At 63.6% G+C, this 24,999-nt stretch carries 25 protein-coding genes; 14 read left to right on the top strand and 11 right to left on the bottom strand.

From position 1 onward, the window contains the following. Window positions 1-29: 29 nt before the first annotated feature. Window positions 30-728, bottom strand: coding sequence for a DUF1223 domain-containing protein (locus FJ958_RS05990; protein WP_140740637.1), 699 nt, complete (start codon window positions 726-728; stop codon window positions 30-32). A 311-nt stretch (window positions 729-1,039) separates the two neighbouring features. Next, window positions 1,040-2,122 (bottom strand): TadE/TadG family type IV pilus assembly protein, encoded by a 1,083-nt coding sequence (locus FJ958_RS05980; RefSeq protein ID WP_140740631.1) that lies wholly within the window; start codon window positions 2,120-2,122, stop codon window positions 1,040-1,042. A gap of 208 nt (window positions 2,123-2,330) precedes the next feature. Between FJ958_RS05980 and lepA the strand changes: the two genes are divergently transcribed. Next, the gene (lepA, locus tag FJ958_RS05975) at window positions 2,331-4,136 is read left to right on the top strand and encodes a translation elongation factor 4 (RefSeq protein WP_140740629.1); all 1,806 of its coding nucleotides are present in this window, start codon (window positions 2,331-2,333) and stop codon (window positions 4,134-4,136) included. A gap of 81 nt (window positions 4,137-4,217) precedes the next feature. Here the strand turns inward: lepA and FJ958_RS05970 are convergent, their stop codons facing one another. Both FJ958_RS05970 and FJ958_RS05965 read right to left on the bottom strand, forming a co-directional pair. Continuing rightward, window positions 4,218-4,805, bottom strand: a complete 588-nt coding sequence (locus FJ958_RS05970; protein WP_140740626.1) for a Swt1 family HEPN domain-containing protein — start codon at window positions 4,803-4,805, stop codon at window positions 4,218-4,220. Beyond that, a complete protein-coding gene (locus FJ958_RS05965; RefSeq protein WP_140740623.1) occupies window positions 4,802-5,518 on the bottom strand; it encodes a DUF5343 domain-containing protein in 717 nt (238 codons plus the stop codon). Before FJ958_RS05965 ends, FJ958_RS05970 begins: the two co-directional genes overlap by 4 nt. Window positions 5,519-5,780: 262 nt before the next feature. Between FJ958_RS05965 and FJ958_RS05960 the strand changes: the two genes are divergently transcribed. Beyond that, a complete protein-coding gene (locus FJ958_RS05960) occupies window positions 5,781-6,296 on the top strand; it encodes a hypothetical protein (protein ID WP_140740620.1) in 516 nt (171 codons plus the stop codon). Between the two features lie 119 nt (window positions 6,297-6,415). Beyond that, complete coding sequence (locus tag FJ958_RS05955) at window positions 6,416-6,604, top strand: hypothetical protein (RefSeq protein WP_140740617.1); 189 nt, start codon at window positions 6,416-6,418, stop codon at window positions 6,602-6,604. A gap of 220 nt (window positions 6,605-6,824) precedes the next feature. Here FJ958_RS05955 and FJ958_RS05950 read toward each other — a convergent pair whose 3' ends face one another. From FJ958_RS05950 to FJ958_RS05930, 3 genes are all read right to left on the bottom strand, one after another. Next, window positions 6,825-8,465, bottom strand: coding sequence for an ABC transporter substrate-binding protein (locus FJ958_RS05950; RefSeq protein ID WP_140740614.1), 1,641 nt, complete (start codon window positions 8,463-8,465; stop codon window positions 6,825-6,827). 491 nt (window positions 8,466-8,956) lie between these two features. After that, on the bottom strand, window positions 8,957-9,457 hold the full coding sequence (secB, locus tag FJ958_RS05940; protein WP_140740611.1) for a protein-export chaperone SecB: 501 nt from the start codon (window positions 9,455-9,457) through the stop codon (window positions 8,957-8,959). Window positions 9,458-9,804: 347 nt separating this feature from the next. Beyond that, window positions 9,805-10,305, bottom strand: a complete 501-nt coding sequence (locus tag FJ958_RS05930; protein WP_140740608.1) for an FxsA family protein — start codon at window positions 10,303-10,305, stop codon at window positions 9,805-9,807. A gap of 214 nt (window positions 10,306-10,519) precedes the next feature. On the opposite strand from FJ958_RS05930, the gene FJ958_RS05925 reads away from it, so the two are divergent. The 4 genes from FJ958_RS05925 (at window position 10,520) to FJ958_RS05910 (ending at window position 13,363) form a co-directional block, all read left to right on the top strand. Then, window positions 10,520-11,227, top strand: a complete 708-nt coding sequence (locus FJ958_RS05925; RefSeq protein WP_140740814.1) for a Tim44/TimA family putative adaptor protein — start codon at window positions 10,520-10,522, stop codon at window positions 11,225-11,227. Between the two features lie 129 nt (window positions 11,228-11,356). Further along, the gene (locus FJ958_RS05920; RefSeq protein ID WP_140740605.1) at window positions 11,357-12,454 is read left to right on the top strand and encodes a murein transglycosylase A; all 1,098 of its coding nucleotides are present in this window, start codon (window positions 11,357-11,359) and stop codon (window positions 12,452-12,454) included. Beyond that, complete coding sequence (locus tag FJ958_RS05915) at window positions 12,454-12,984, top strand: Smr/MutS family protein (RefSeq protein ID WP_140740602.1); 531 nt, start codon at window positions 12,454-12,456, stop codon at window positions 12,982-12,984. The genes FJ958_RS05920 and FJ958_RS05915 overlap by 1 nt, the downstream gene beginning before the upstream one ends. 10 nt (window positions 12,985-12,994) lie before the next feature. Then, complete coding sequence (locus tag FJ958_RS05910; RefSeq protein WP_140613432.1) at window positions 12,995-13,363, top strand: helix-turn-helix transcriptional regulator; 369 nt, start codon at window positions 12,995-12,997, stop codon at window positions 13,361-13,363. A 90-nt stretch (window positions 13,364-13,453) separates the two neighbouring features. On the opposite strand, the gene FJ958_RS05905 is transcribed toward FJ958_RS05910, so the two are convergent. The 4 genes from FJ958_RS05905 to FJ958_RS05890 all read right to left on the bottom strand — a co-directional run bounded on the left by FJ958_RS05905 (window position 13,454) and on the right by FJ958_RS05890 (window position 16,788). Then, window positions 13,454-13,705, bottom strand: a complete 252-nt coding sequence (locus tag FJ958_RS05905) for a hypothetical protein (protein ID WP_140740599.1) — start codon at window positions 13,703-13,705, stop codon at window positions 13,454-13,456. Window positions 13,706-14,128: 423 nt separating this feature from the next. Beyond that, the gene (locus FJ958_RS05900; RefSeq protein WP_140740596.1) at window positions 14,129-14,740 is read right to left on the bottom strand and encodes a transglutaminase-like cysteine peptidase; all 612 of its coding nucleotides are present in this window, start codon (window positions 14,738-14,740) and stop codon (window positions 14,129-14,131) included. 169 nt (window positions 14,741-14,909) lie between these two features. Then, window positions 14,910-16,187, bottom strand: coding sequence for a polyhydroxyalkanoate depolymerase (locus FJ958_RS05895; protein ID WP_140740593.1), 1,278 nt, complete (start codon window positions 16,185-16,187; stop codon window positions 14,910-14,912). 232 nt (window positions 16,188-16,419) lie between these two features. Then, a complete protein-coding gene (locus FJ958_RS05890; RefSeq protein WP_140740590.1) occupies window positions 16,420-16,788 on the bottom strand; it encodes a septal ring lytic transglycosylase RlpA family protein in 369 nt (122 codons plus the stop codon). A 309-nt stretch (window positions 16,789-17,097) separates the two neighbouring features. Between FJ958_RS05890 and FJ958_RS31520 the strand changes: the two genes are divergently transcribed. The 7 genes from FJ958_RS31520 (at window position 17,098) to FJ958_RS05850 (ending at window position 24,999) form a co-directional block, all read left to right on the top strand. Next, window positions 17,098-17,283 (top strand): hypothetical protein, encoded by a 186-nt coding sequence (locus tag FJ958_RS31520; protein WP_181176295.1) that lies wholly within the window; start codon window positions 17,098-17,100, stop codon window positions 17,281-17,283. A 219-nt stretch (window positions 17,284-17,502) separates the two neighbouring features. Continuing rightward, window positions 17,503-18,945: a pyridoxal-phosphate dependent enzyme gene (locus FJ958_RS05880; RefSeq protein ID WP_140740587.1), complete on the top strand. Its 1,443-nt coding sequence runs from the start codon at window positions 17,503-17,505 to the stop codon at window positions 18,943-18,945. Next, window positions 18,942-20,123, top strand: a complete 1,182-nt coding sequence (locus FJ958_RS05875; RefSeq protein ID WP_140740584.1) for a PLP-dependent aspartate aminotransferase family protein — start codon at window positions 18,942-18,944, stop codon at window positions 20,121-20,123. The genes FJ958_RS05880 and FJ958_RS05875 overlap by 4 nt, the downstream gene beginning before the upstream one ends. Before the next feature lie 362 nt (window positions 20,124-20,485). Then, entirely contained in the window at window positions 20,486-21,454 is a 969-nt protein-coding gene (locus FJ958_RS05870) for a GlxA family transcriptional regulator (RefSeq protein ID WP_140740581.1), read from the top strand. Between the two features lie 258 nt (window positions 21,455-21,712). Then, on the top strand, window positions 21,713-23,017 hold the full coding sequence (locus tag FJ958_RS05865) for a Xaa-Pro peptidase family protein (RefSeq protein ID WP_140740578.1): 1,305 nt from the start codon (window positions 21,713-21,715) through the stop codon (window positions 23,015-23,017). Between the two features lie 327 nt (window positions 23,018-23,344). Beyond that, window positions 23,345-24,025, top strand: a complete 681-nt coding sequence (locus FJ958_RS05855) for an isochorismatase family protein (RefSeq protein ID WP_140740572.1) — start codon at window positions 23,345-23,347, stop codon at window positions 24,023-24,025. Continuing rightward, on the top strand, window positions 24,025-24,999 hold the full coding sequence (locus FJ958_RS05850) for an alpha/beta hydrolase (RefSeq protein ID WP_140740570.1): 975 nt from the start codon (window positions 24,025-24,027) through the stop codon (window positions 24,997-24,999). The genes FJ958_RS05855 and FJ958_RS05850 overlap by 1 nt, the downstream gene beginning before the upstream one ends.

Raw genomic sequence — 24,999 nt, 5'->3', positions numbered from 1 at the left:
CGATCCGGTCCTTCGGTGAGGCGATCTGGCTAGTTGGTGGCGGCGGCCAGGATCGGCCCGCCGCCCGGCGATTGCACCAGCACGGCGGTGCTGAGGCCGCCGGACGCCGCGGGCAACGCATAGGTGGCGGCATCGCCCGTCCAGCTGCCCAGCTTTTGCAGCGCGTGCACGACATTGGCGTGCGGCAAGGTGCGGCCGGTGTTTTCGCCGCGCGCGACCGGCACCTGCACGACGCCCCTGGCATAGCGCACCAGCCAGACATCGGCCTTGCCGCCCGGGGCCGGACCGGCGCCGATCACGACCTTGCCGCCGTCGAGCGACAGCGACGGACCGCCGGTCTTGCCAGCGGCGGTGATCAGATGTTCGATCTCGCCGGGTGCGGCGCCGACGACGTCGGCATGGCCGTTGACCACCACTTGCGGCGTGAACGGCCCGTCATGGCCGAGCGGCGGCTCGTAGGAAACCTGGCGCTGGGTGAATTCGGGCTTTCCGAATGTGTCCTTCCAGCCGAGATAGTCCCAGTAGGTGACGTTGAAGGACAGCGCCAGCACACCGGGCTGGTCCTTGACCTTGATGAGATTGGCGTTGGCCGGCGGGCAGGACGAGCAGCCCTGGCTGGTGAACAGCTCGACCACGGTGAGCGGCTGGGCTTGCGCCGCCCCGAGCGTGGCCGCGAGCGCAAGCGCGCCGGACAATGCGATGAATTTGCTGCGTCTGGCCTGCGACATCGGCTTGCTCCGTGGGGGACGGCGCTCGGTTGCGCCGGTCATATCCCCACTTCGCCGCCATTTGCCGCTTCGTTACAGCGCTCACCGGTTCGTGATCGGGGGCGCGTTTTCCTTCTCCCCAGAAGATTGGCGCAGGCGCTCGCGGCAGCAAATCTCCCCCCTCGAGGGGGAGATGGCCGGCAGGCCAGAGGGGGTCGGTTCGACCGGGCTCGGCCTTGTCTGCGCCGTAAACGGAGTTGGCGCTCCACGCGCGGCAACCCCCTCTGTCGCCTTCGGCGACACCTCCCCCTCGAGGGGGGAGATCGGCAGCCTTACTGCGTCAGCACCGTGTTCGAGGGCCGCTTGTCGAAGTCGCACTTGCCGGTCACGTTGTAGAAGAAATCGGCGTTGCCGACAGGCGCCGGGACCGCGTTGCCGCCGTCTTCCCAGGCCTGATAGCCTGTCGTGCCGCAAGGCACGATGCCGAAGATATCAACGATCTGGCCGGTCGCGATCTCTTTGTAGTTGATAGCGTTGGTCTGCGGATCCTTGACCCCGTTATAGAGCCGGTTGGAGGTGGTCGCATCGTTCGTCTTAAGGTACTGCGGGTTACCTGATGGCACATACATCTGCAGATAGAGGCCACCCATCTGGCTGACGTCGATCGACGCGCCAAGGCCGTCGGCGGGGTACATCGTGTCGACGCAGTAATATTGCGTCTTGAATGTGTCGGTCTGGATCACCGCACCGGCGGGTGTATTGGAGTCGACGAGCTTGCAGACCTGCTTCTGGGCCACCGTGGTGACGGTCTTGCCGGTTGAATCGGTCGTAAGCACGCTGGTGGTGGTGGTGCCATAGCCTTTCGGGTCCCCGGTGCCGCCATATTTATAGTCGATCGTCATCAGCGGCTTGGCCGCCGTCGCCCCGAACTGCGTGCCGTAGAGCGTCATCGTCTTGTTCCAGTAACCCGACACGCCTGTGACCTTGAAGGTGGCCTGCACCAGCGCCGGCGGCTTGCTGACCGCCGAGGCGACGGCGACCGGGACGGTGTCAATCCTGGCGATGGTCATGAAAACGGTGGGCATGGCGAAACTTGCCGTGGCCCGCGCGGTGGTGGCGGTGGTGGCGGTGCCAGCCACGAAGCTGGTCAGCGTCGCGCTGCCTTGTCCGCCGTTGGCGATGAAGGCATCCTGCAGCCCCTGCTGGCGCTGCTGCAGCGTCGAGGCGGTATCCATGGTGGTGATCGACAAGATCGCGGCATCCAGCGCCTGCTGCTGATTGGACCTGGTCTGCACGGCCGACGTATAATCGACGGCAAAGCCGACGACGGTGATCAGCGGCACCGTACACAGGAAGAACAGCGGCATGATGGAGCCGCTGCGGGAGCGGGCAAACCCGCTTGCAACATTGCGCATTTCTTACCCCCGAAACACATGAGCGGCCAGGCAAATACCATGCCGCCGACAACCAAGGTCTAACGCGATCCTTTAAAATTTATGCATTCCAGGCCGCCAGGCCCGGATTTTCGATTTTTCCGGCAATGCTCACCGCTTTGTGATCGCCAGGGCGGCCCTTGCGCCGCAAGCCTTGCCGCCGATTGCCGCCCCTGCTAAAGCGCCGGGCATGAGCACGCCCCTCGACCACATCCGCAATTTCTCCATCGTCGCCCATATCGACCATGGCAAATCCACGCTTGCCGACCGCCTGATCCAGCTGACCGGCGGGCTGGAGGCGCGCGACATGAAGGAGCAGGTGCTGGACTCGATGGACATCGAGCGCGAGCGCGGCATCACCATCAAGGCGCAGACCGTGCGGCTGAAATACCGTGCCTTGAACGGCGAGGACTACATCCTCAACCTCATCGACACGCCCGGCCATGTCGACTTCGCCTATGAAGTGTCGCGGTCGCTGGCCGCCTGCGAGGGCTCGCTGCTGGTGGTCGACGCCTCCCAGGGCGTCGAGGCGCAGACGCTGGCCAATGTCTACCAGGCGATCGACAACAACCACGAGATCGTCGTGGTGCTGAACAAGGTCGACCTGCCGGCCGCCGAGCCCGAGCGCATCCGCGAGCAGGTCGAGGAGGTGATCGGCATCGACGCCTCCGAAGCCGTGCTGATCTCGGCCAAGACCGGGCTTGGCATTCCCGACGTGCTGGAGGCGATCGTCCACCAGCTGCCGCCGCCACGCGAGGGTGACGCCACCGCGCCGTTGAAGGCGATGCTGGTCGACAGCTGGTACGACGCCTATCTCGGCGTCATCGTCCTGGTGCGCATCATCGACGGCGTGCTGAAGAAAGGCCAGACCATCCGCATGATGGGCACCGGCGCCAAATATTTGGTCGAGCGCACCGGCGTGTTCACGCCCGCCCGCGTCAATGTCGACGAGCTTGGCCCCGGCGAGTTCGGTTTCTTCACCGGCTCGATCAAGGAAGTGGCCGACACCCGCGTCGGCGACACCATCACCGAGGACAAGCGCCAGACCGCGCATGCGCTGCCCGGCTTCAAGCCGGCGCAGCCGGTGGTGTTCTGCGGCCTGTTTCCGGTCGACGCCGCCGATTTCGAGGATCTGCGCGCCGCCGTCGGCAAACTGCGCCTCAACGACGCCAGCTTCTCTTATGAAATGGAAACCTCCGCCGCGCTCGGCTTCGGCTATCGCTGCGGCTTCCTCGGCCTCTTGCATCTCGAAATCATCCAGGAGCGGCTGGAGCGCGAGTTCAACCTCGACCTCATCGCCACGGCGCCCTCCGTCGTCTACCGGCTGTTGCTCAATGACGGCTCGATGAAGGAACTGCACAACCCGGCCGACATGCCCGACGTGGTGAAGATCTCGGCCATCGAGGAGCCGTGGATCCGCGCCACCATCCTGACGCCCGACGACTATCTCGGCGGCATATTGAAGCTGTGCCAGGACCGGCGCGGCATCCAGGTCGACCTCTCCTATGTCGGCAAGCGCGCCATGCTCACCTACGATCTGCCGCTCAACGAAGTCGTCTTCGATTTCTATGACCGGCTGAAGTCGATCTCCAAGGGCTACGCCTCGTTCGACTACCACCTGACCGACTATCGGGAGGGCGATCTGGTAAAAATGTCGATCCTGGTCAATGAGGAGCCGGTCGACGCACTGTCGATGCTGGTGCACCGCACGGCGGCGGAAAAGCGCGGCCGGCAGATGGTCGAGAAGCTGAAGGAGCTGATCCCGCACCACCTCTTCAAGATCCCGATCCAGGCCGCGATCGGCGGCAAGGTCATCGCCCGCGAAACCATCTCTGCCCTGCGCAAGGACGTGACCGCGAAGTGCTACGGCGGCGACGTCTCGCGCAAACGCAAGCTGCTGGACAAGCAGAAAGAGGGCAAGAAGCGGATGCGGCAATTTGGGAAGGTCGATATTCCGCAGGAAGCTTTTATCCAGGCGCTGAAAATGGGGGATTGAGAAGCCGGTCTTGGTGGACTCATCGACCGGCGATCGATGAGTTCATGTTTTGCGATATCCGGCCAGCGTCTACCTGAAGCACTATTCCATCAAACGGTACCAGTTGCGGACGACCAGCTTGAGCTTTACGACATCGTCCTCGCCCAAAACACCGCAGTGCGCGATAGGACCGCGAAGCATATTAAGCTGCTGTAACACCTTTTCGACGCCGACCTTGTCATGTCGCGAGAAAACTCCACCGAACACGTCCCAGTTTGCCTTTATGATCTCACCAAGCTCGCCAAAGGTAGTGTAATCGATCATACGATCCGATCTTGGAATGATGCCCTCTCGGCGCTCACGCTCCAAATTCTTTGCTGCATTCAACCGAACGTTTTCAGGAACTTTGGTTAGCCACCAGTCTGATTCGTCGCTAGCTTCAATCAGATCAACGATGAAGCTACGTATCTCGTTTTCTAAAAGATAGAATAGTTTATAATATGACCCCATACGATCTGCTTGCTGCCGATTCTCGGAAGAAGCCACGGAAACATAACCCTTAATAAGAGCGTCAGAAAACTTTTCAATTGCGGTTACGTGTCCTTTCACACCTTGCTCCGCAAGGGCGGCATCCACTGCCGACCGCAGGGATGCGCCTCTCAACAAAAAATGCTGAAGCTCTATTTTCAATTCAACAAGTTCTCTCTTATCGAGCGAAAGATCGCATTGTATACTTGGACATCGGTCGTTTCTGGAAGAACAACATTAATTGTGGTCACAAGATTAAAATCGGGGCTTTGGTTGGATTTCCTGTTCTCGCCACCTACCGAGTCCTCAAATTTTCCTGACCTTTCCTGATTTTGCTCCTGGGATTTGAGCTCTTTCGCACTTCGTGCGAACTCGTTGAAGGCGTTGAACGTACCAAAAATAGCACTCACGATCGGGTCGCTTTTGTGAAGCCCTGTTATTTCGATAATCAACTCTTTTATGCGCTCATCAGGTAGTCTGTGGGCATATTCGTTTCGCCGGAAAATTTCTGAGAACCCATTCTTAAGCGCGACGAGCGCAGCTTCTGCGCGAGTCGAGTCTGACTTGAATCTGGAGTACAGCTCCGTCGGAGAGTTGTCGGAATTTAGCAATCCCATCCGCTTTAGAAGCGGAGGAATCGGTCGAGCACTACCTCCACGAATTTTTAATACAGTGTCCAAAAAACTTTCGTTGAATTGTTGTGGGCGCTCCGCCTCAACCAAGGCTTTTAGCGCCTCACTTAGCCTGCCGTGGGTAGGGGTATATGGAAGATTACCGGGAATTTCACGTCGAGTTCCCTTCTTTTCACCAGGTGTTTGATCAAGCTCAGTTTTTGAAGATGACGCTTCTTCCTTTTGAATCGTTTTTTCTGCCACCGAGCCCTCCCCGAAGGAACATCAATGGAACAATACAGGGGCACGTTCGCCCGATGTCAAGCTACCGCAAGCCATTATTTAGCTAGCGCTTCAGAACTTGGCTCGGGTCCCCATTCTTGCAACATCAGGATTCTCTCTGGCTCACCTAGGCCGCGTCTGCGTTGAATTCTCGGAAAGTCCGGAGGGAGGTCTGCCTGAGCCCATAGGGCCATACTTTTAAACCTCCCGGGGCGTATGCTCTCGCCGGCTAAAAGGAGACCACATGCGCACCAGCCCTCTAGACACCATCGCCGCGCTCGGCCTCGCAAGCGGCGGCGTCTTCGGCCTCGCCGGCACCTTTGTCGCGAGCGCTCCGCTACGCGAAACGCTCTGGGCGATCGACGGCGTGGCGCTGGTGGTGGCGACGGCGCTGCTCACCATGAAATACCAGCGGCTGGGCAATGATTGCGTCGCGGCAGGCTTCCTGACCTTCCTTGCCGGCGAAAGCCTGCTTTTATCCGGCAATGCGGCGGGGCTCGAGGCCAGCGTGCCTTCCTATGTCGGCGGCATCTCGCTTTGGGCGGCGGCGCTGATCATGGTCAGCGTGCCCAGCACCTTCGCGCTGTGGATGCGGTTCACCGCGTTCATTGCCGCCGCCCTGTTCCTGGCCTCGGTGGGCATGGTGCTGTGGGGCACGCCGCTGCTGCCGACCTCGTCGCCCCTGCCCGCCGCCGGCTATCCGTTCCTGGTGGCGACCTTTGCTGGTTGGATCTGGACGCTGGTGAGGCCGGCGCGGTGAGTGGGACCGCCGAGCGCTGGCGCTGCCCCTCACCTGCCTGCCGGCATCCTCTCCCCGTAGGAACGGGGAGAGGGGCGCTCGTCGCCGATTTCGCCAATCGCCGAAAGGTGGAGCCAGCGTTGCGGCCAGCCCTTTCTCCCCGTCTCTATACGGGGAGAAATGCCCGGCAGGGCAATGAGGGGCGGCGCGACGTCTGGGGGAGTTCGCCCCTGCTGCCGACCTCGTCGCCCCTGCGCGCCGCCGGCTATCCGTTCCTGGCGGCGACCTTCGCCGGCTGGATCTGGACCTTGGTGAAGTCTGCGCGGTGAGAGGGACCGCGCGGCGCGACTTGCCTTCTCCCCTTGTGGGAGAAGGTGGATCGGCGCCTTAGCGCCGAGACGGATGAGGGGTGTTCCAGCGGAGTGTGGCGTTGGTGTTTTCTGGTCTCGTGATTGTTGAGGTGTCGCCAAGCTGGAACACCCCTCATCCGACCTCGCTTCGCGAGGCCACCTTCCCCCACAAGGGGGGAAGGTAAGAACGCGCTCTGCCTCACCCCCCAATCCACACCTTCTCGAAATGCTGTTCCAGCGCCTGGTGCTGTTCGCAGCCTTCGATGCCTTTGCGGTAGGTCCGATAGACCGAGCGCCAGTAGGGTTGGATGATGATGCCTGAATCGCGCAGGTTCTTTTCGATCCCAGCCATGATCTCCTTGCGCTGGGCGGGGTCGGGCATGGCCAGCGCCTTGTCGAGCAGCTCGTCGAACTCCTTGTCGGCATAGGCGCTCTCGTTCCAGGCCGCACCCGATTTATAGGCCAGCGCCAGCACCTGGACGCCGAGCGGGCGGCCGAGCCATTCGGTGCAGGAATAGGGGAACTTGCTCCAGTCGTTCCAGAAGGTGGCGGCGGGCAGCACGGTGCGCTTGATCTTGAGGCCGGCCTCGCGGATCTGCGCGGCGATGGCGTCGGCCGTGCTCTTCTGCCATTCGATGTCGACCGAGATCAGCTCGTATTCATGGTCCGCCTTGCCGGCTTCGGCGATCAGCTTCTTCGCCGCCTCGACGTCGCGCCTGGCCGGGCCGATATCGGCATATTCGGGATGCATGGGGCCGACATGGTGATTATCGGCCGGCTTGCCGCGGCCGTCGAGGCCGAGCTTCAGCACGGCGGAATTGTCGACGGCGAGCTGGGCGGCGCGGCGCACCTTGACGTCGTCATAGGGCGCGTTGGAGACATTGAAGCGGGCGACGATGGTGGAGCCGGTGGCGATCTCGGAATTCTTCAGCCCCATCTTCTCGGTCTGCGACACGGCATCGGAGGCGGTTTCGTGGTCGGTGTCGATCTCGCCGGATTCGAACGCCGACAGCATGGCGTTGGGGTCGGAGCCGTAGTCGATCCACTGGATGCCATCGAGGTAGAAGTCGCCCTTCCACCAGGGCTTGTCCTTGCGCTTCACCTCGGCGCCCGTTTCGGCGTCCCATTTCATCAGTTCGCAAGGGCCGGTGGTGATGGCCAGCGCCTTCATGGGATCGCCATTGCCATCATAGGAGCGGTGCATGATGAGCGCCGGATAGTCGGCCATGCCGGCGACCAGCGAAATGTCGGGCTTCGGCAGATTGAGTTTTATCGTGTGGTCGTCGAGCTTCTGGATGCCGCCATCGACCACTTTCTTGGTGTCGGCATTGACCAGCGCGCCCATGCGCGCGGCGACCGAATTGCCGGCGACACCAGCCTCGCACCAGCGGGTGAGGTTGTGGATCACATCGTCGGCGTTGAAGGCGTCACCATTCGACCAGGTGATGCCCTTGCGCACATGCAGCGTCAGCGTCCTGGCGTCGTCGCTCATCTCCCACTTCTCCAGCAGCCAGGGCTCGAAGGTGAAGTCGGTGTTCCAGCGCACCAGATATTCGTTGCAGTGGCGGGCGACGTTGGACATTTCGACGCCGTCGAAGGTGCGCGGGTCCTTGAAACCCTTGACGTTCATGGCGACGCGCAAGGTGCCGCCCTTCTTCGGTTCCGCCGCGCGGGCCGGCGTCGGGGCGAGGCCGCCCAGCGCAAAAGCGCCGGCGGCGCTGACGCCGAGGCCGGCCATGAGCGCAAAATATTCGCGGCGGTTGATGCCGCCCTTTTTGAAATCGTCGGCGACGGGCTTGGCCCGTGGGTGCAGCTTGCGGTCGGTCAGCATGAATTTCATCGTCGTTCCCTCTTGTTGGTGCATGCCGCCCAAAATGCGAGGCGGTTTTGGGACAACGGCATGCACGGAAATTGGCTCGCCCCGGTGGACCGCGCCAACGTGGGGCGGCCGCGACCGCCGGAGCGCCATTGCCTCAGAGGGAATGATAGGGCGGGGTGACGCGGCGGAATGTTCTGGAATCCGCAGGACTTGTGCGCTGGTCCGCATGGGGGTGAGGAGCGGTTCCGGCTATCCGACGCCGAGATCCTTCACACCCCCCTCTGTCCTGCCGGACATCTCCCCCGCAAGGGGGGAGATCGAATGTCGCGAATGCTCTCGCCAATTATCGCCAACGTTGAAGGACGGGCGCTAGGCAGAAACTGCCAATCTCCCCCCTTGCGGGGGAGATGTCCGGCAGGACAGAGGGGGGTGCTGTCCCGCCGACGTTGCGGCAGCACAAACAAAAAACCCGGCGCGAGGGCCGGGCTTTTCGGAAACGAGGATGAGAAGCCTCAGCTCACCTGGACCTTGGACGCGGCCTGGTCTTCGGCGATCTTCTGCTGGAACATCTGGGCGAAATCGATCGGGTCGAGCATCAGCGGCGGGAAGCCGCCATTGCGCGTCGCCTCGGCGATGATCTGGCGGGCGAAGGGGAACAGCAGGCGCGGGCACTCGATGAACAGGATCGGCAGCATGTGCTCCTGCGGGAAGCCCGAAATGGCGAAGACGCCGCCATAGACCAGCTCGACGTTGAACAGCACTTCCTGGTCGAAGGAAGCCTTGGCGTTCAGCGTCAGGTTGACGTCGAACTGCTTGTCGGAGAGCGGATTGGCGTTGACGTTGACATTGATGGCGATGCCGGGAGCCTTGTCGCGGCCGCGCAGCGAATTCGGCGCGCCGGGGCTTTCGAAGGACAGGTCCTTGACATACTGGGCCAGGACGTTGAGCGAGGGCTGCGTCGCGTTACCGTTTCCGTTGGCCGCGCCGGCGGGCGCGTCATCATTGCTGGCCATGAGCCTGATATCCTTTTGCCTGGGCAGCGTTGCTGACCGAATTGAAATCGGGCGTTCGCTACCATGGCCGGCATGACAAGACAAGGTTTGCCGCCTTCGGGGCAGGGCGATGGTTCGGAGCTTTTGTGGGAGATCAATATCCCGGGGTAGCGCCGCCCCTCACCTGCCTGCCGGCATCCTCTCCCCGTATAGAGACGGGGAGAGGGGCGCTGTCATCCGCGATTTCGCCAATCACCAGCGTTGCGGGAAGAGCGCCGAGGGCGCGACAAGTCCCTTCTCCCCGTCCCTATACGGGGAGAAGGTGCCGGCAGGTGGATGAGGGGCGGCGCTGATCTCTCACCAGCTACCTAGTCATCCTTCAGCCGCCGCCAGGGCGAGTTGTGGTCCGGGCCGCGCTTCGGATCGTCCTCGCGCGAATAATCGCCGTCGTCGAGGTCGATGACCCTGTCGCGCGGCCGGCCGCGGAAGCCGCCTGGCGAGAAGTTGGTGGCCACGACGATGCGGCCCTTGAACCTGCTCCAGGCAAGGTCGCGCACCGGAGGCAGGAACAGCAGCAGGCCGATAATGTCGGTGATGAATCCGGGGATGATCAAAAGGATCGCGGCGACCACGATCATGGCGCCATGGGCAAGCTGGCGGCTGGGGTCGCGGCCGGCATCCATCTCGTCGCGGATTCGGGCCATGACGCCGAAACCCTGGTGCCTCAGCAGCAAAACGCCGGCAAGGCTGGAGGCGATCACCAGGCCGACCGTCGCCAGGGCGCCGACCTCGCGGCCGACGATGACGAAACCGGCGATTTCCAGCAGCGGAAGCGCGAGGAGGAAGAGGGGTAGCAAGGAGATGCGCAAATCTTGCCAACCTTTTCTATCGTTTGGCCGTTCGATTGTTTTGGCCGTCGGCGACCAATCGCCGCTGGCCCTGGGGCTGTTAGATAGGTATGCCTGCCTTTAATTTGAATGATTGCGCCTTGCGTTCTATATGCTTTGGATATTGAACGCTATGCGACCGTGGGCTCCGGGCCGGGCGGTCCGGCCAAGAGACAGGGATTGATTGGCGGAAGATATGGGCTTCTTCGACTTCGGCACGATTTTCTTCCTGATCGCGGCGGTGGTGATCTTCTTCCAGCTGCGCAATGTGCTGGGCCGTCGGACCGGTAGCGAGCGGCCGCCCTTCGACCCCTACACGGCGGCGCGCACCGACAAGGATGCCACGCAGAAGCCCGAAAATGTCGTTTCGCTGCCACGCAAGCGGCTGCCGGGCGAGCCGGCGCCGGCCGACGCCTACACGGCCATCGATGCCTTCGCCAAGCCCGACACCGATCTCAACAAGGGCCTGCGCACGATCAAGGACAATGATGCGTCGTTCGATCCGAAGGGTTTCGTCGACGGCGCCAAGATGGCCTATGAGATGATCGTCATGGCCTATGCCGATGGCGACCGCAAAACGCTGAAGAACCTTCTGTCGCGCGAGGTCTATGACGGCTTCGTCGCCGCGATCGGCGAACGCGAGGCCAAGTCGGAGAAGATCCAGTCCTCCTTCGTCGGCATCGACAAGGCCGACATCGTCTCGGCCGAGATGAAGGGCGGCGAGGCGCATGTCACGCTGCGCATCATCAGCGAGCTGATCTCGGCGACGCGCGACAAGGCAGGCACCGTCATCGACGGTGATCCCGAAACCGTGGCCGAGGTCAAGGATGTCTGGACCTTCGCCCGCGACACGCGTTCGCGCGATCCGAACTGGAAGCTCGTCGCCACCGAAGAAGAAGACTGAGCCCCGATGCATGTCGCCCAAAAGTGCGAAGCGGTTTTGGGGCAACGACATGCAGCAGAACCAGGGCTTGAAGCGCGTCGCATGACGCTCTTCGAGCCCGACGCGCTTTAGACAGGCGGCGGGGCTCCGGTGTCGCTATCGCCTTCCTTCGCGGCAAAATCCTTTGACGATCTTCCCGGCTGGGGCGACGACGACCATCTGCCGGCCTTCGAGGCGTTCCGCCGGTCCGCCTTCCATGCGCCGGTAAAACCCTATCGCAGCGGTGCGCTCGGCGTCGATTTCGGCGCCTTCGCCGAGGCCTATGCCGAAGCGCGCGGTGTCCCTTGCGCCAGCCGATCGGAAGCCCGCGCTTTCTTCGAACGCCATTTTGTCCCGATGCTGGTGCGCGCCGAGGCCGGCGCCGGCCTCGTCACCGGCTTCTACGAACCGCAAGTCGAGGCTTCGCCGGTGCGGACGGAGCATTTCTCCGTGCCGCTCATGTCGCGGCCGGCCGATCTCGCCGATGTCGACGACGCCGACCGGCCGCCGGGAATGGATCCCTATCTCGCCTTCGCGCGCCGGACGCCCGGCGGGCTGTCGGAATATTTCGACCGTGGCGCGATCGAACGCGGCGCGCTTGCCGGCCGAGGGCTGGAGATCGCCTGGCTCGCCGACAAGGTCGACGCCTTCTTCATCCATGTGCAAGGGGCGGCGCGGCTTGCCATGACCGACGGACGGCTTTGCCGCGTCACCTACGCCGCCAAATCCGGCCAGCGTTTCACCGGACCGGGCAAGGTGTTGAGCGAGGCGGGCGAAATCCCGCTCCCTGAAGTGACGATGCAGTCGATCCGCGCCTGGTTCAAGGCGCATCCGGAGCGCGTCGACGAGATCCTGTGGCAGAACCGCTCCTACATCTTCTTCCGCGAGGCGGATGTGGAAGACGCCGCTCTCGGCCCGATCGCCGCCGCCAAGGTGCCGCTGACGCCGGGCCGCTCGGTCGCGGTCGACCGGTTGCTGCACACATTCGGCACGCCTTTCTACATCGACGCGCCGACGCTCACCGCTTTCGAGGCAAAACCGTTCCGGCGGCTGATGATCGCGCAGGATACCGGCTCGGCCATCACCGGCCCGGCGCGCGGCGACCTGTTCGCCGGGTCGGGCGATGCCGCCGGCGAGATCGCCGGCGTGGTGCGCAATGCCGCCGATTTCTACGCGCTGGTGCCGCGCGCGCTGGCCGGGGGCGCATAATGAGCAGGCGCCCCGACAAGCTCAGCGAGGACGACCGGGTGCTGTGGAGCCTGGTGGCGCGCACGGCCAAGCCGCTGAAAGGCAGGGCTTCGGTCGACATTCCCGACATGACGGCTGATGCCAAGCCGGCGACGCCACAAGCGGCCCAGCCCGTCGCCAGTCCGGCAGGCGCCGCAAAGCCGAAGGCCCAGCATGTCACGCACCGGCTCGATGAGCCGACGCTCGACAAATTGTCAAAAGGCCGGCTGCCGATCGAGGGCCGCGTCGACCTGCACGGCATGACCCAGGACGAGGCCTATTCGCTGCTGTTCTCGTTCCTGCACCGGGCGCATGCCGGCGGCGTCCGCTATGTGCTGGTCATCACCGGCAAGGGATCCTCCTCGGGCGGCGACGGCGTCTTGCGGCGCGCCGTACCCGCCTGGCTGTCGACGCCGGCTTTCCGGCCGCTGGTCTCCAGCCACGACCATGCCGCCCGCAACCATGGCGGGTCCGGCGCGCTTTATGTGCGGCTGCGGCGGGTGCGCCCGTGAGGACGGGTTCGTGACGCCGTTGGGCGAGCGGTTGCGGGCGCTGCGGAAGGAGCGCGGCGTCAGCCAGAAGGACATGGCGGCGGCGATCGGCGTCAGCGCCGCCTATCTGTCGGCGCTCGAGCATGGCAGGCGCGGCGCGCCGACCTGGACGCTGATCCAGAAGATCATCGGCTATTTCAACATCATCTGGGACGACGCCGAGGAACTGGCGCGGCTGGCCGAAGCCTCGCACCCGCGCGTAAAACTCGACACGTCGGGCCTAAGTCCCGCCGCCACTGAACTCGCCAATCTGCTGGCCGAGAACATCGAGAAGCTCGACGAAGCGGAACTGCGCCGCATCACCGCCTCGATCCGCAAGGCGCTGGGCCAGCTGAAGTAACTGGCTTTATCCGATTTCGCGACGGCCGGGCGTCCCGCTCATCGCAAGACAGTGCCCGCCGGCGGCAGCCAGCGGGCATCTGTGGCGAGATCAATACTTGCCGGCCGTAGGGCCGTTGGGGTTGCCGCCATTGGTACCCGGGTGGCCATTGTCATGATGGTCGCGGCCGTTGCCGCCGCCCAGGCAGTCCGAGGCGCCCGCAGTGCCACAACAACGGCCGGCCCAAAGGTCATTGAGCGTGGTCTTGACGCAGCTCGTGTCGATCTGACCAGCCAGAGCGGATCCGGTCAGGGCCGATACCGCGACGGCGGCGAGGAGGCTGTTGCGCAGGAAAGCAGTCATTTGAAGTCTCCATGGTTTGTTTCTGTCGTCCACGGCTGTGTGTCGCCGGGCGGGACGAATTGGTTCACGGAGAGATGGAGACAATTTTCGGGAGGGCCCCAAAGGGGGCGGTTAGTCGAAGGCAGTGCGGCTATGGCAGAGGCCCAAGAGATTGGCGGAAGCCTCCACGGTTTCGTCATCCACGGGCGGAGCGGGAGCGAAGCGGACGCGCAGACCCGAGGATCCATGCCGCGACCTGCGAGCTCCGCGGCGGTGCAGAATGTAGTGATATAGCCGCGCCTAGTCCTAGGCCGCCGTGTTTTATGTTGGTGTCACGGCATGGATCCTAGGGTCTCCGCGACGTCGCTTCGCGACTGCTGCGCCCTAGGATGACGAAGCGCTGGGGTGGCGCCGCCTCAAGCGGTCCCCCCCCGCTGTCGGCCCTTACTCCACCGACCCGACCAAAACCTGCTGGCCACCGCGGATGGAGACCCAGCGGCCGGTATTGTCGATCGCCTGCCGCTTGAGGAAGCGGTAGCCGGTCTGGTCCCAGGGCTTGACCTTGTCGTTCAGATTGTCGAGCACATAGTCGCCCCTGTCGGTGCGCACCGTCAGCACGGCGTGGCCTTCGCCATCGGGCTTGCGCACGACGGTTATCAGCACATCGGCAAGCGACATGCCCATGCGGGCGAGCTGGCGCCGCTTTTCCAGCACATAATCCTCGCAGTCGCCGACGCCCTTGTCGGGATAGGCCCAGACCTCGTCCTTGCCGTAGATATCCATGTCGCTCATCGGCTTGACGGCGGCATTGACCCTGGCGGTGACGTTGACCAGCTTGCGCATCAACCCGTCGGTCAGGATTGCCGGCGCGAGATCGGCCGGACGGATCGAGCATTCGCCGGGATAGAGCTTGCAGAAATCGTAGTGGCCGATCGGCTGCGAGGTCAGGCCCCCGGTCGCCATCGCTCCGGCCGCCAATGCCGGCCAGCTGCCCGTTATTGCCAGCCCGGCTGCCACGCACACGCGCAGCCTTCGCGCCATGATGGAGGAATTCATTGTCCCCGCTCGCCCTGTTGTTAACAAAAAGTTAAGGGCGATTTACAGTCCGTGTCAATCAAGACGCGGGCCTGATCTGCAAGCATGGTTACCCGCGGGCAGGGACAGCGCCTATTATGCAACAGAACAGGCTGGAGCGCCGATCTCTTCGGAGTTGGCCTGGAAATATCTATCGCTTGGCCGTGCGGACCAGCTTGGGCTTCATCGTAATCCGGTCCTGACGCCCATAGCTGGTGATGAAGTCGACGATGCGCGGCACGATCTCAGAGCGGAAACGCGAGCCGTTGAAGACGCCGTAATGGCCGACCGCCGGCTGCATATAATGGGCCTTCTTGTCGGCCGGAATGTTGACGCACAGATCCTGCGCCGCCTTGGTCTGGCCAAGGCCCGATATGTCGTCGTTCTCGCCCTCGACCGTGAACAGGGCGACGTTGCGGATCGCGGACGGATCGATCCTGGTGCCGCGATGCGTCATCTCGCCCTTGGGCAAGGCATGGCGCACGAAGACGGTGTCGACGGTCTGCAGGTAGAACTCCGCGGTCAGATCCATCACAGCCAGATATTCGTCATAGAAATCGCGGTGCTTCTCGGCACTGTCGCCATCATACTTCACAAGGTGCATGAAGAAGTCCTTGTGGGCGATGATGTGACGATCGAGGTTCATGCTCATGAAGCCGGAGAGCTGCAGGAAGCCGGGATAGACCTCGCGGCCGAAGCCCGGCACCGGCCAGGGCGCGCACATGATCACGTTGTCGCGGAACCAGTCGATGCCTTTTTCCTCGGCCAGCAGATTGACCGCCGTCGGGTTGCGGCGCGTGTCGATCGGCCCGCCCATCAGGGTCATGGTCGAAGGGACGAAGGGGTCGCCCTTCGTCTCCATCAGCGCCACGGCGGCCAGCACCGGCACGGAAGGCTGGCACACCGCCATCACATGCGTATCCGGGCCCAGCGTGTGCAGCATGTCGATGACATAGTCGATATAATCATCGAGATCGAAGCTGCCGTCGGCCAGCGGCACCATGCGGGCGTCGACCCAGTCCGTGATGTGGACATCGGCATAAGGCAGCATCGCCTCCACCGTGCCGCGCAGCAGCGTGGCATAGTGGCCCGACATCGGCGCCACGATGAGAAGCTTCGGGTCCGGCCGGCGGCCGGCGGGGACGGCGCGCTCGAAACGGACGAGATTGCAGAACGGCTTCGACCAGATGGTCTTTTCGGTGACCTCGACGCTTTTCCAATCGACGACGGTCTTGCCCAGGCCGAAGGCCGGCTTGCCGTAGCGGCGGGTGATGCGTTCGAACAGCTCGGCGCCCGCCGCGACCGAACGGCCCCAGGGCGTGTGCGAAAACGGGTTGAGCGGGTTGGAGTAGAACATCCGCACCGCATCGGCATAAAGCCGTGCCGGCTGCAGAGCCGCGTGATTCAATTCATAGAGCTGGTAGAACATCAACACCCCCGCTGCTGCCTCGACCGAAAGGGACGACGAGCAGCGCCGAGCCTCAAATGTCTCGCGGCGAGGTTAACAACTAATTGCTGCGATGCAATACGTCACTTGGCGTGACCAACTGTTCTTTCGTCCAAGGTGTTGAAAACCCGGCTGGAACGGCGGAGCCGGCTCAATGTGTGTTGCGAAGTGTGTAGGAAATGTGTCCGGCCCCTCATGCCGGACACCGGAAGCATCAAACGCGCGCCATGCAGATCGCGGTCTGGCCGGAGCCGATGAAGCCGAGCTGGCTGGCGGCGCCCTTCGATAGATCGAGCACGCGGCCCCTGATGAACGGACCACGATCGTTGACGCGGACCACGACGCTACGGCCGTTGTTCTTGTTGGTGACCCGCAGCTTGGTGCCGAAAGGCAAGGTGCGGTGGGCGGCGGTCAGGGCAGAGGGATTCATGCGTTCGCCCGATGCGGTCCGCGAATGCAGCGCGTACCAGGAGGCGCGGCCACACTGGCCGGCCGACGCGGTTGCCGAAGTGGCGGAGGCGCCGACCATCAGGCCAGCAGCGAGCGTTACCGCGACAAGCGCGGTTTGTTTGTTGGTCTTCATATTTGGGGGATGGCTCCGTTTTTGACAGGCCTCAGCCGTTAGGTGCCGAATAAGGCGGGAAATACGGCCGCGATCTGGCGGTTCCATGGCGGGAGCACACGTTTGGAGTCACCAGGTAACAGTCTGTCAGGGATTTTCCGGCGGCCCGGTATCACTTTCCGATGATCTTCCAACTGACATCGGAGATCCGTTTGACAAGATCCGCGACTAGTCTCCAAGTAGAAACCGGCAAGATTTGCCCACTTCCTTTGGCTCATTCATTCGCGCCACGGCGCCGCAATCGATTGACTGGGAAAGCGAGATTCGTCAATGAGACTGACCAAAAATCTGCTGGCCTTGGTTGTGCTCGCCATCGGCGCGCTGTGGTCGCTGCAAGGCATCGGCGTGGTCGGCGGCAGTTTCATGACCGGCCAGTCGCGATGGCTCTATATCGGCCTCGCCGCCATGCTGGTCGGCCTGGCCGGGCTGGTGTGGGCGAACCGCCCGCGCGGCTGAGCAAGCGCTTGCTTGGGTGAGCTGATTTCCTTTGGAAGCTGGAGGGACAGCACGGCAACGCGACAGCGCGCGTTCTGCAACATCTTCCAGCTGGAACATCATTCCCCGTCTGGCCGGGTGATTGGCATGATCTATCTTCTTTCCCGCGACAAACGGCTGGAAAAGAGGCTACGCTGCCGCTCCGCCCTTGGGGCGGCCGCTTGATCATGGAGCATCGATATGAGCGAGCACAAGATCGCCGCGCCTGGCGGGGTTTCCCCGGAAAGCGGATCGTCCCGCCTGCTGCCGCCCTACAGATCGGTTCTCGACCTGATCGGCCAGACGCCGGTGGTCGAGCTGACCAGATTCGATACCGGCAAGTGCCGGCTGTTCATCAAGCTCGAAAGCCAGAACCCCGGCGGCTCGATCAAGGACCGCATCGCGCTGTCGATGATCGCGGCGGCCGAGAAAGAGGGCAGGCTGAAGCCAGGCGGCACGATCGTCGAGGCGACCGCCGGCAATACCGGCCTTGGCCTCGCCCAGGTCGGCATTCCCAAGGGCTACCGCATCATCCTGGTGGTGCCCGACAAGATGTCGCGCGAAAAGATCCAGCATCTGCGCGCGCTCGGCGCGGAAGTGCGCATGACGCGTTCCGATGTCGGCAAGGGCCATCCCGAATATTATCAGGACATGGCCGAGAAGATCGCGGAAGAGCTGCCGGGCGCCTTCTACGCCAACCAGTTCGCCAATCCGGCCAACCCGCTGGCACATGAGACAACGACCGGCCCGGAAATCTTTTCGCAGCTCGAGGGCAATGTCGACGCGGTGGTGGTCGGCGTCGGCTCCGGCGGCACGCTGACCGGGCTCGGCCGCTACTTCGCCGAGGTCTCGCCGAAGACCGAAATGGTGCTCGCCGATCCCGTCGGTTCCGTGCTGGCGCCGCTGATCAAGACCGGCAAGATGGAAGCGGCCGGCAGTTGGACCGTCGAAGGCATCGGCGAGGATTTCGTGCCGCCCAATGCCGACCTGTCGCTGGTGAAGAAGGCGTATTCCGTCAGCGACAAGCAGAGCATGCTGGCGGTGCGCGATCTCCTGTCCCGGGAAGGCATTCTGGCCGGCTCGTCGTCCGGCACGCTCCTGTCCGCCGCCCTGCGCTATTGCCGCGAGCAGACATCGCCCAAGCGGGTGGTCACATTCGTCTGCGACAGCGGCAACAAATATCTGTCGAAGGTGTTCGACGATATCTGGCTGGCCGAGCAAGGTCTCGCCGACCATGAACAGCATGGCGACCTGCGCGACCTCGTCATGCGCTCGCCCCGCACCGGCGACATCGTCTATGTCGGTCCCGACGAGAGCCTGCTCAACGCCTATGGCCGCATGCGCCGTTCCGATGTGTCGCAGCTGCCGGTGCTCGATGAGGGCAAGCTGATCGGCATCGTCGACGAGAGCGATATACTGGCTCACGTCGACGGCCCCTATGACGGGCGCTGGGAGCGCTTCAACGGCCCGGTGCGCACCGCCATGACCTCCAATCTGCACACGCTGCAGGCGAGCCAGACCCTGGATGCGCTGCTGCCGGTGTTCGACCGCAACGAGGTCGCCATCATCTTCGACGTCGACGAGTTCGTCGGCCTGATAACCCGCATCGACCTGATCAACCATCTGAGGCGCCGCGCGAAATGACATCGACAAGACCACCATTGGGCAAAAACCGCCTGGCCTTCTCCACCCGCACCATCCATGGCGGCCAGAGCCACGATCCGCTGACCGGTGCGGTGATGGTGCCGATCTACGCCACCTCCACCTATGGCCAGCAGTCGCCCGGCGTGCACAAGGGGTTCGAGTACGCCCGCAGCCAGAACCCGACGCGCTTCGCCTTCGAGCGCGCGATGGCCGACCTCGAAAGCGGCTCGGCCGCCTTCGCCTTCGCCTCCGGCCTGGCGGCGATCTCAACCGTGCTGGAGCTGCTCGATTCCGGCGCCCATATCGTCGCCACCGACGACATCTATGGCGGCTCGTTCCGGCTGATGGAGCGGGTGCGCAAGCGCTCGGCCAATCTGCAGGTCAGCTTCGTCGATTTCACCGACCTCGCGGCGGTGGAGGCCGCGATCCGCCCCGAAACCAAAATGCTCTGGGTCGAGACGCCGACCAACCCGCTGCTGCGCATCGTCGACCTCGAGGGCGTCGCGGCGCTCGCCAGGCGCAAGGGCATCCTGTCGGTCGCCGACAACACCTTTTGCAGCCCCTACATCCAGCGGCCGCTCGAGCTCGGCATCGACATCGTGGTCCATTCGACGACCAAATATCTCAACGGTCATTCCGACATGGTCGGCGGCGTGGCTATCGTCGGCGACAACAAGGATCTCGCCGACCGGCTGAAATTCCTTCAGAACGCCATCGGCGCCATATCGGGCCCGTTCGACAGCTTTTTGGCGCTGCGCGGCTTGAAGACGCTGGCACTCAGGATGGAGCGCCATTCGTTGAACGGCCTGAAGATCGCACAATGGCTGGAAGCGCGAAAAGATGTGCGGCGCGTCGTCTATCCCGGCCTCGGCAGTCATCCGCAGCATGCCATCGCCGTCCAGCAGATGCACGCCTTCGGCGGCATGATCACCGCCGTGCTCGACCGCGACCTCGCCGGCACGAAGCGCTTCCTCGAACGCACACAGCTGTTCACGCTCGCAGAAAGCCTCGGCGGCGTGGAGAGCCTGATCGAACACCCGGCGCTGATGACGCATGGCTCGATCCCGGCCGAGAAACGCGACGAGATCGGCATATCGGATTCGCTGGTGCGGCTGTCGGCGGGGATCGAGGACGGGGACGATCTGGTCGCGGACCTGGATCAGGCGCTGGGGGGTTGAACGGCGAGTGCGTGCAAGCACCGGGAGACTGGTATTCTTCGGCCGACGTCCCGGCATGGATCCTAGGGTCTGCGCCGCGTCGCTGCGCTCCTTGCTTCGCCCTAGGATGACGAAGAGAAAAACAGCCAAGCCAATCGCGGATGTTTAAGTTTGGCGGTTGCATTTTGAAGACTTTGGAGATTGGCTGAAACAAACCTCACTTCGTCATCCTAGGGCGGAGCAGGAGCGCAGCTCCGTCGCGAAGACCCTAGGATCCATGCCGCGACATCAAAGCGTCTCGACTCTGAAGGCCACGCCGTCTCAAGCAGTGATGAGCCAAGTACCGTTGACCCCGGACGCCATTCGCCCGAATTGTATCGTCCATGGCCACGCGCGACGCTTCAAAACCCACCGAGACCATCACCTTCGCGGTGCTGGTGTTTCCCGGCTTCCCGATGATGGCGTTCAGCTCCGTCATCGAGCCGCTGCGCGCCGCCAACATCCTGGCGAAGAGGGAATGCTACCGCTGGATCATCGTCGGCGGCACGAAGGGTTCGGTCGAGGCCTCGAACGGCGTCGTCATCCAGCCGGGCTTTTATGCCGAGGATGCGCCGAAGGTCGACCGTATCGTCGTCTGCTCGGGGGGCGACGCCGATCATCTCGTGGCCGAGGACGCGGCAAGCTGGATCCGCCGCAGCCTGCGCGGCGGCGCCCATATCGGCGCGGTTGCCGATGCGGCGTTCTTTCTCGCCCGCGCCGGCCTGCTCGACGGCCATGCCTGCACCTTGCACTGGACCAGCCAGGCCGCCTTTACCGAGGCCTTTCCCAACATCGAGCTCAGGCGCGATCTCTATGTCATCGACCGCAAGCGTTTCACCTCGGCCGGCGGCGTCGGCAGCCTCGACATGATGCTGGAGATCATCACCCGGGACTACGGCGCCGAGCTTGCCGCCGGCGTCGCCGAATGGTTCGTGCACAGCCAGCTGCGTTCCAGCGTCGACCGCAAGCTGATGCCGCTGCGGCTGCGCACCGGCGTCCGCAACGAACTGGTGCTGTCGGCCATCGCGATCATGGAAGACGCCGTGGAGGAGCGGCTCGGCATGGCCGAACTGACCCAAAAACTCGGCGTTTCCTCCGACAAGCTCGAACGCTCCTTCCGTTCCGAACTTGCGATCTCGCCCAACGGTTACTACCGGCGGCTGCGGCTGAAGCGCGCCGCCGATCTGCTGGCGCATTCGACGCTCGCCGTGCGCGACGTGGCGCTGGCCTGCGGCTTTGCCTCGATGTCGAGCTTTGCGCGGGCATTTCGCGAGGAGCATGGACATCCGCCGAAGCTGGCGAGAAGGCACTAGGGGCCGCACTCTACGAGGGCCCCTCATCCGGCCGCTACGCGGCCACCTTCTCCCCGGTGGGGAGAAGAGGTTGGCGCCGGCGCTGGTGGTCTCCTCTCCCCCTCGGGGAGAGGTCAGCCGAGTGAAGCGGAGGCTGGGTGAGGGGCAGCGCCACGCGTTCCAGAGCGGCATCCCGCACAACCCACGCGGTTTTCCGCACAATGCATCCGGCCCTCCTGCGCCATGGTCGAATCCAGCAACCCACCCAAGGCCAGGCACATGAGCATCGTCGTTTTCGAACCGGACAGCACCGAGGACGTGGACTTCAAGGACCGTATGCGCCATCCGGCGGCGGCCGATCCGGCCGGCGGCATGTGGCTGTCCGACACCGAGCCCTCCTTCATCGATGCCGACGCACTGCGCAAGGGCCGACTGGCCAAGCTGCGCGGCTGGATGCGCGAGGCCGGCTATGGCGGCGTCGTGCTGTTCGACCCCTACAACCAGCGCTATGCCACCGGCTCGCGCAACATGTTCGGTTATTTCCTGCGCAACTCGACCCGTTATTTCTTCGTCCCGACCGAAGGGCCGATCGTGCTGTTCGAATATCCGCAGAGCTACCATGTCTCCATGGTGCTCGACACGATCGACGAGGCGCGTCCTTCCAAGCTCGTCTGGTCGTCGGTTTCGGGCCGCGACGACGAGACCGCCGGTCCGTTCGCCGACGAGATCGCCGAGTTGCTGAAAAAGCATGGCGGCGGCTCGATGAAGCTCGGGCTCGACCGCTGCAGCCATCTGCAGGCGCTGGCGCTGGAAAAGCGTGGCTGCGAGGTCCGCGATTGCCAGGGCGAGATCCTGGCGGTGCGCGCGGTGAAGACGCCGGAGGAGGTGAAATGCCTGCAAGTGTCGATGGCCGGCGCGGAGGCCGCGGTGGCGGCGGTGCGCGAGGCGATCAAGCCCGGCGTTTCCGAAAATGACCTGTTCGCCATCATGTATGGCGAGGTGATCCGCCAGGGCGGCGAGTTCATCGAGACGCGTCTGCTGACCTCGGGCCAGCGCACCAATCCCTGGTTCAACGAGGCCAGCGGCCGCAAGATCCGGCCGGGCGAATTGCTGGCGCTCGATACCGACACGATCGGCTGCTACGGCTATTACTCGGATTTTTCCCGCACGTTCCGCTGCGGGCCGGGCAAGCCAACCCCCTACCAGAAGTCGCTCTACCGCATGGCGCATGACCAGGTTCAGCACAACATCTCGATCGTCAAGCCAGGCATGGCCTTCCGCGAGATCGCCGAGAAGGCCTGGAAGATCCCGGACCGCTTCGTCGACCAGCGCTACACCTCGGTCATGCACGGGGTCGGCATGCATGGCGAGACGCCGTTCATCGCCCATGCCATGGACTACGAGACCTATGGCCGCGACGGTCATATCGTGCCAGGCATGGTGGTGAGCGTGGAAAGCTATATTGGCGAGAAGGGCGGCCGCGAGGGCGTCAAGCTGGAGGACGAAATCCTGATCACCGACACCGGCACCGAACTTCTGTCGCGCTTCCCCTATGAGGATAAGTTCCTGGAGAAACAGGTTTGATGGTCGTCTCCGCCGCAGGCCTACACGCGGTACCGCCAACCTTCGAGATTAGCCGCAACGCCTCTCGCTTCGTCATCCTAGGGCGGAGCAAGGAGCGAAGCGACGCGGCGCAGACCCTAGGATCCATGCCGCGACCCCAACGTGTCACCACGGAGCAGAATTCTGCTCCGCTGCACCCTTCGACAAACATCACGGCATGGATTCCAGGGTCTCCGCGACGCCCTGGAATGACGAAGTCGCGGACGCTCTTCGGCCAACATCAGAGGTCTGTGCCAACATGTCGGCCAACATGCCGAGAGAAACAGCGTTAGCCGGAAAACCCTCCGCATGAAAAGCCCCATCACCATCAAGCGCGGTTCGGTGGCCGCCGTCTTCATCGACCTGCAGGAAGAGCACCGGCAGGACCCACGCTACCTGGTCGACGGCTTTGAAGAAATCCTCGCCAACGTCCGGCGACTGCAGATGGCGGCGCGCGAGAACCATGTGCCGCTCCATCACTGGGCCTATATCGTCGATCTCGACAAACAGGATCGGCCGTTTCATCCGCTCGATGCCGACGGCAAATCGGCCTTCTCCGACAAGAGCGATCCGCTGACCGAGATCTGTCACGAGGTGGCGCCGGCCAATGGCGAGGCGTTGCTGATCAAGGCCGAGGCCAGCGCCTTCCGGTCCGGGCCAGCGGCCGATCAGCTCAAGGCTTCGCGCATCGAATGGCTGGTTGTTGCCGGCGTCTGGACAGAGGCCTGCATCGACGCCACCGTCAAGGACGCCGTGGCCAAGGGCTTTCGCGTGCTGCTGGTCAAGGATGCCTGCGGCAGCGGCAGCGCGGCCATGCACCAGACCGGCATCCTCAACCTTGCCAACCGGCTCTATGGTGGCGCGGTTGTCGACACCGACGGCGCCTGCCGGCTGCTGGCCGGCGAGACGGTCACCGCCTGGCAGGTCGAAGGCTCGGTGCCGCTGCGCTTCAGCTTCGACAACGCGGCCGAGCTTTATGCCGAGCTCTGATGCGCCCGGCCGTGCAGACTGACGTGACCAGCCGCGGCAAGTACGAGACCCGGCTAGACCCGGCCCTGTGGGCCTATATTGACAGCGTCAACGCCTGGTACCCGCAAGAGATCGTCGGCCTGCCTGTCGACAAGCAGCGCGCGGTCTATAACCGGATGTGCCGCGCCTTCCATCAGGGGCGCCCGTTAGGGGTCAAGACCCGTGACGGGCTGATCGCCGCCGCCGATCGTGGGATTCCGGTGCGCCGCTACCAGCGCGCCGGCGAGGCCGCGCGAGCCCTGGTCGTCTATTATCATGGCGGTGGCTTCATCCTTGGCGGGCTCGACAGCCATGACGACATCTGCGCCGAGATCTGCGCCGGCACCGGCTTCGAGGTGCTGTCGATCGACTACCGGCTGGCGCCGGAGCATGTCCACCCCGCCGCCTTCAACGATGCGCTGGCCGCCTTCGAATGGGCGGCCAAGACGAGCAGCCTGCCGATCGTGCTGTGCGGCGAGAGTGCCGGCGGCAATCTGGCGGCGGCTGTTGCGCAGGCGACGCGCCGGCATGCCCGCGCAGCGATCGGTCAGGTGCTGATCTATCCCGGCCTCGGCGGAGACGAAAACGCCGGCTCCTATGTCGAGCATGCGGAGGCACCTCTGCTGTCGGTCGGCGACGTCGCCTTCTACCGTGATGTCCGCTCCGTCAGGCGGCAATCGCCCGACGATCCGACCTTCTCGCCCTTGCGCGACACCGACTTCTCCGGCCTGCCGCCCACCGTGGTCATCACGGCCGAATGCGATCCGCTGTCCTCGGATGGCGAGACCTATCGCGACCGCATCCTGGCCGCAGGCGGCAAGGCGTGGTGGCATGAGGAGAAGCGGCTGGTGCACAGTTTCCTGCGCGCCCGCACCACGGTGCCAGCCGCGGCGGAGGCTTTCGTCCGCATCATCGATGCAATTGCGGCGCTGGGCCGGGGCGAATGGCCGTATTGA

Origin of the sequence: Mesorhizobium sp. B2-3-5, assembly GCF_006442395.1 — a bacterium.
Lineage (GTDB): Bacteria > Pseudomonadota > Alphaproteobacteria > Rhizobiales > Rhizobiaceae > Mesorhizobium.
Note: the sequence above shows the minus strand (reverse complement) of the source record. Positions and strands in the feature narration are given on the sequence as shown.

Excerpts from the sequence above, each read along its gene's own strand:
- FJ958_RS05875 (WP_140740584.1), top strand. The coding sequence starts at position 18,942 with ATGACATCGACAAGACCACCATTGGGCAAAAACCGCCTGGCCTTCTCC.
- FJ958_RS05855 (WP_140740572.1), top strand. The coding sequence starts at position 23,345 with ATGAAAAGCCCCATCACCATCAAGCGCGGTTCGGTGGCCGCCGTCTTC.
- lepA (WP_140740629.1), top strand. The coding sequence starts at position 2,331 with ATGAGCACGCCCCTCGACCACATCCGCAATTTCTCCATCGTCGCCCAT.
- FJ958_RS05850 (WP_140740570.1), top strand. The coding sequence starts at position 24,025 with ATGCGCCCGGCCGTGCAGACTGACGTGACCAGCCGCGGCAAGTACGAG.
- FJ958_RS05925 (WP_140740814.1), top strand. The coding sequence starts at position 10,520 with ATGGGCTTCTTCGACTTCGGCACGATTTTCTTCCTGATCGCGGCGGTG.
- FJ958_RS05990 (WP_140740637.1), bottom strand. The coding sequence starts at position 728 with ATGTCGCAGGCCAGACGCAGCAAATTCATCGCATTGTCCGGCGCGCTT.
- FJ958_RS05980 (WP_140740631.1), bottom strand. The coding sequence starts at position 2,122 with ATGCGCAATGTTGCAAGCGGGTTTGCCCGCTCCCGCAGCGGCTCCATC.
- FJ958_RS05905 (WP_140740599.1), bottom strand. The coding sequence starts at position 13,705 with ATGACTGCTTTCCTGCGCAACAGCCTCCTCGCCGCCGTCGCGGTATCG.
- FJ958_RS05880 (WP_140740587.1), top strand. The coding sequence starts at position 17,503 with ATGAGCGAGCACAAGATCGCCGCGCCTGGCGGGGTTTCCCCGGAAAGC.
- FJ958_RS05915 (WP_140740602.1), top strand. The coding sequence starts at position 12,454 with ATGAGCAGGCGCCCCGACAAGCTCAGCGAGGACGACCGGGTGCTGTGG.
- FJ958_RS05950 (WP_140740614.1), bottom strand. The coding sequence starts at position 8,465 with ATGAAATTCATGCTGACCGACCGCAAGCTGCACCCACGGGCCAAGCCC.
- FJ958_RS05865 (WP_140740578.1), top strand. The coding sequence starts at position 21,713 with ATGAGCATCGTCGTTTTCGAACCGGACAGCACCGAGGACGTGGACTTC.
- FJ958_RS05900 (WP_140740596.1), bottom strand. The coding sequence starts at position 14,740 with ATGAATTCCTCCATCATGGCGCGAAGGCTGCGCGTGTGCGTGGCAGCC.
- FJ958_RS05960 (WP_140740620.1), top strand. The coding sequence starts at position 5,781 with ATGCGCACCAGCCCTCTAGACACCATCGCCGCGCTCGGCCTCGCAAGC.
- FJ958_RS05870 (WP_140740581.1), top strand. The coding sequence starts at position 20,486 with ATGGCCACGCGCGACGCTTCAAAACCCACCGAGACCATCACCTTCGCG.
- FJ958_RS05890 (WP_140740590.1), bottom strand. The coding sequence starts at position 16,788 with ATGAAGACCAACAAACAAACCGCGCTTGTCGCGGTAACGCTCGCTGCT.
- FJ958_RS05895 (WP_140740593.1), bottom strand. The coding sequence starts at position 16,187 with ATGTTCTACCAGCTCTATGAATTGAATCACGCGGCTCTGCAGCCGGCA.
- FJ958_RS31520 (WP_181176295.1), top strand. The coding sequence starts at position 17,098 with ATGAGACTGACCAAAAATCTGCTGGCCTTGGTTGTGCTCGCCATCGGC.
- secB (WP_140740611.1), bottom strand. The coding sequence starts at position 9,457 with ATGGCCAGCAATGATGACGCGCCCGCCGGCGCGGCCAACGGAAACGGT.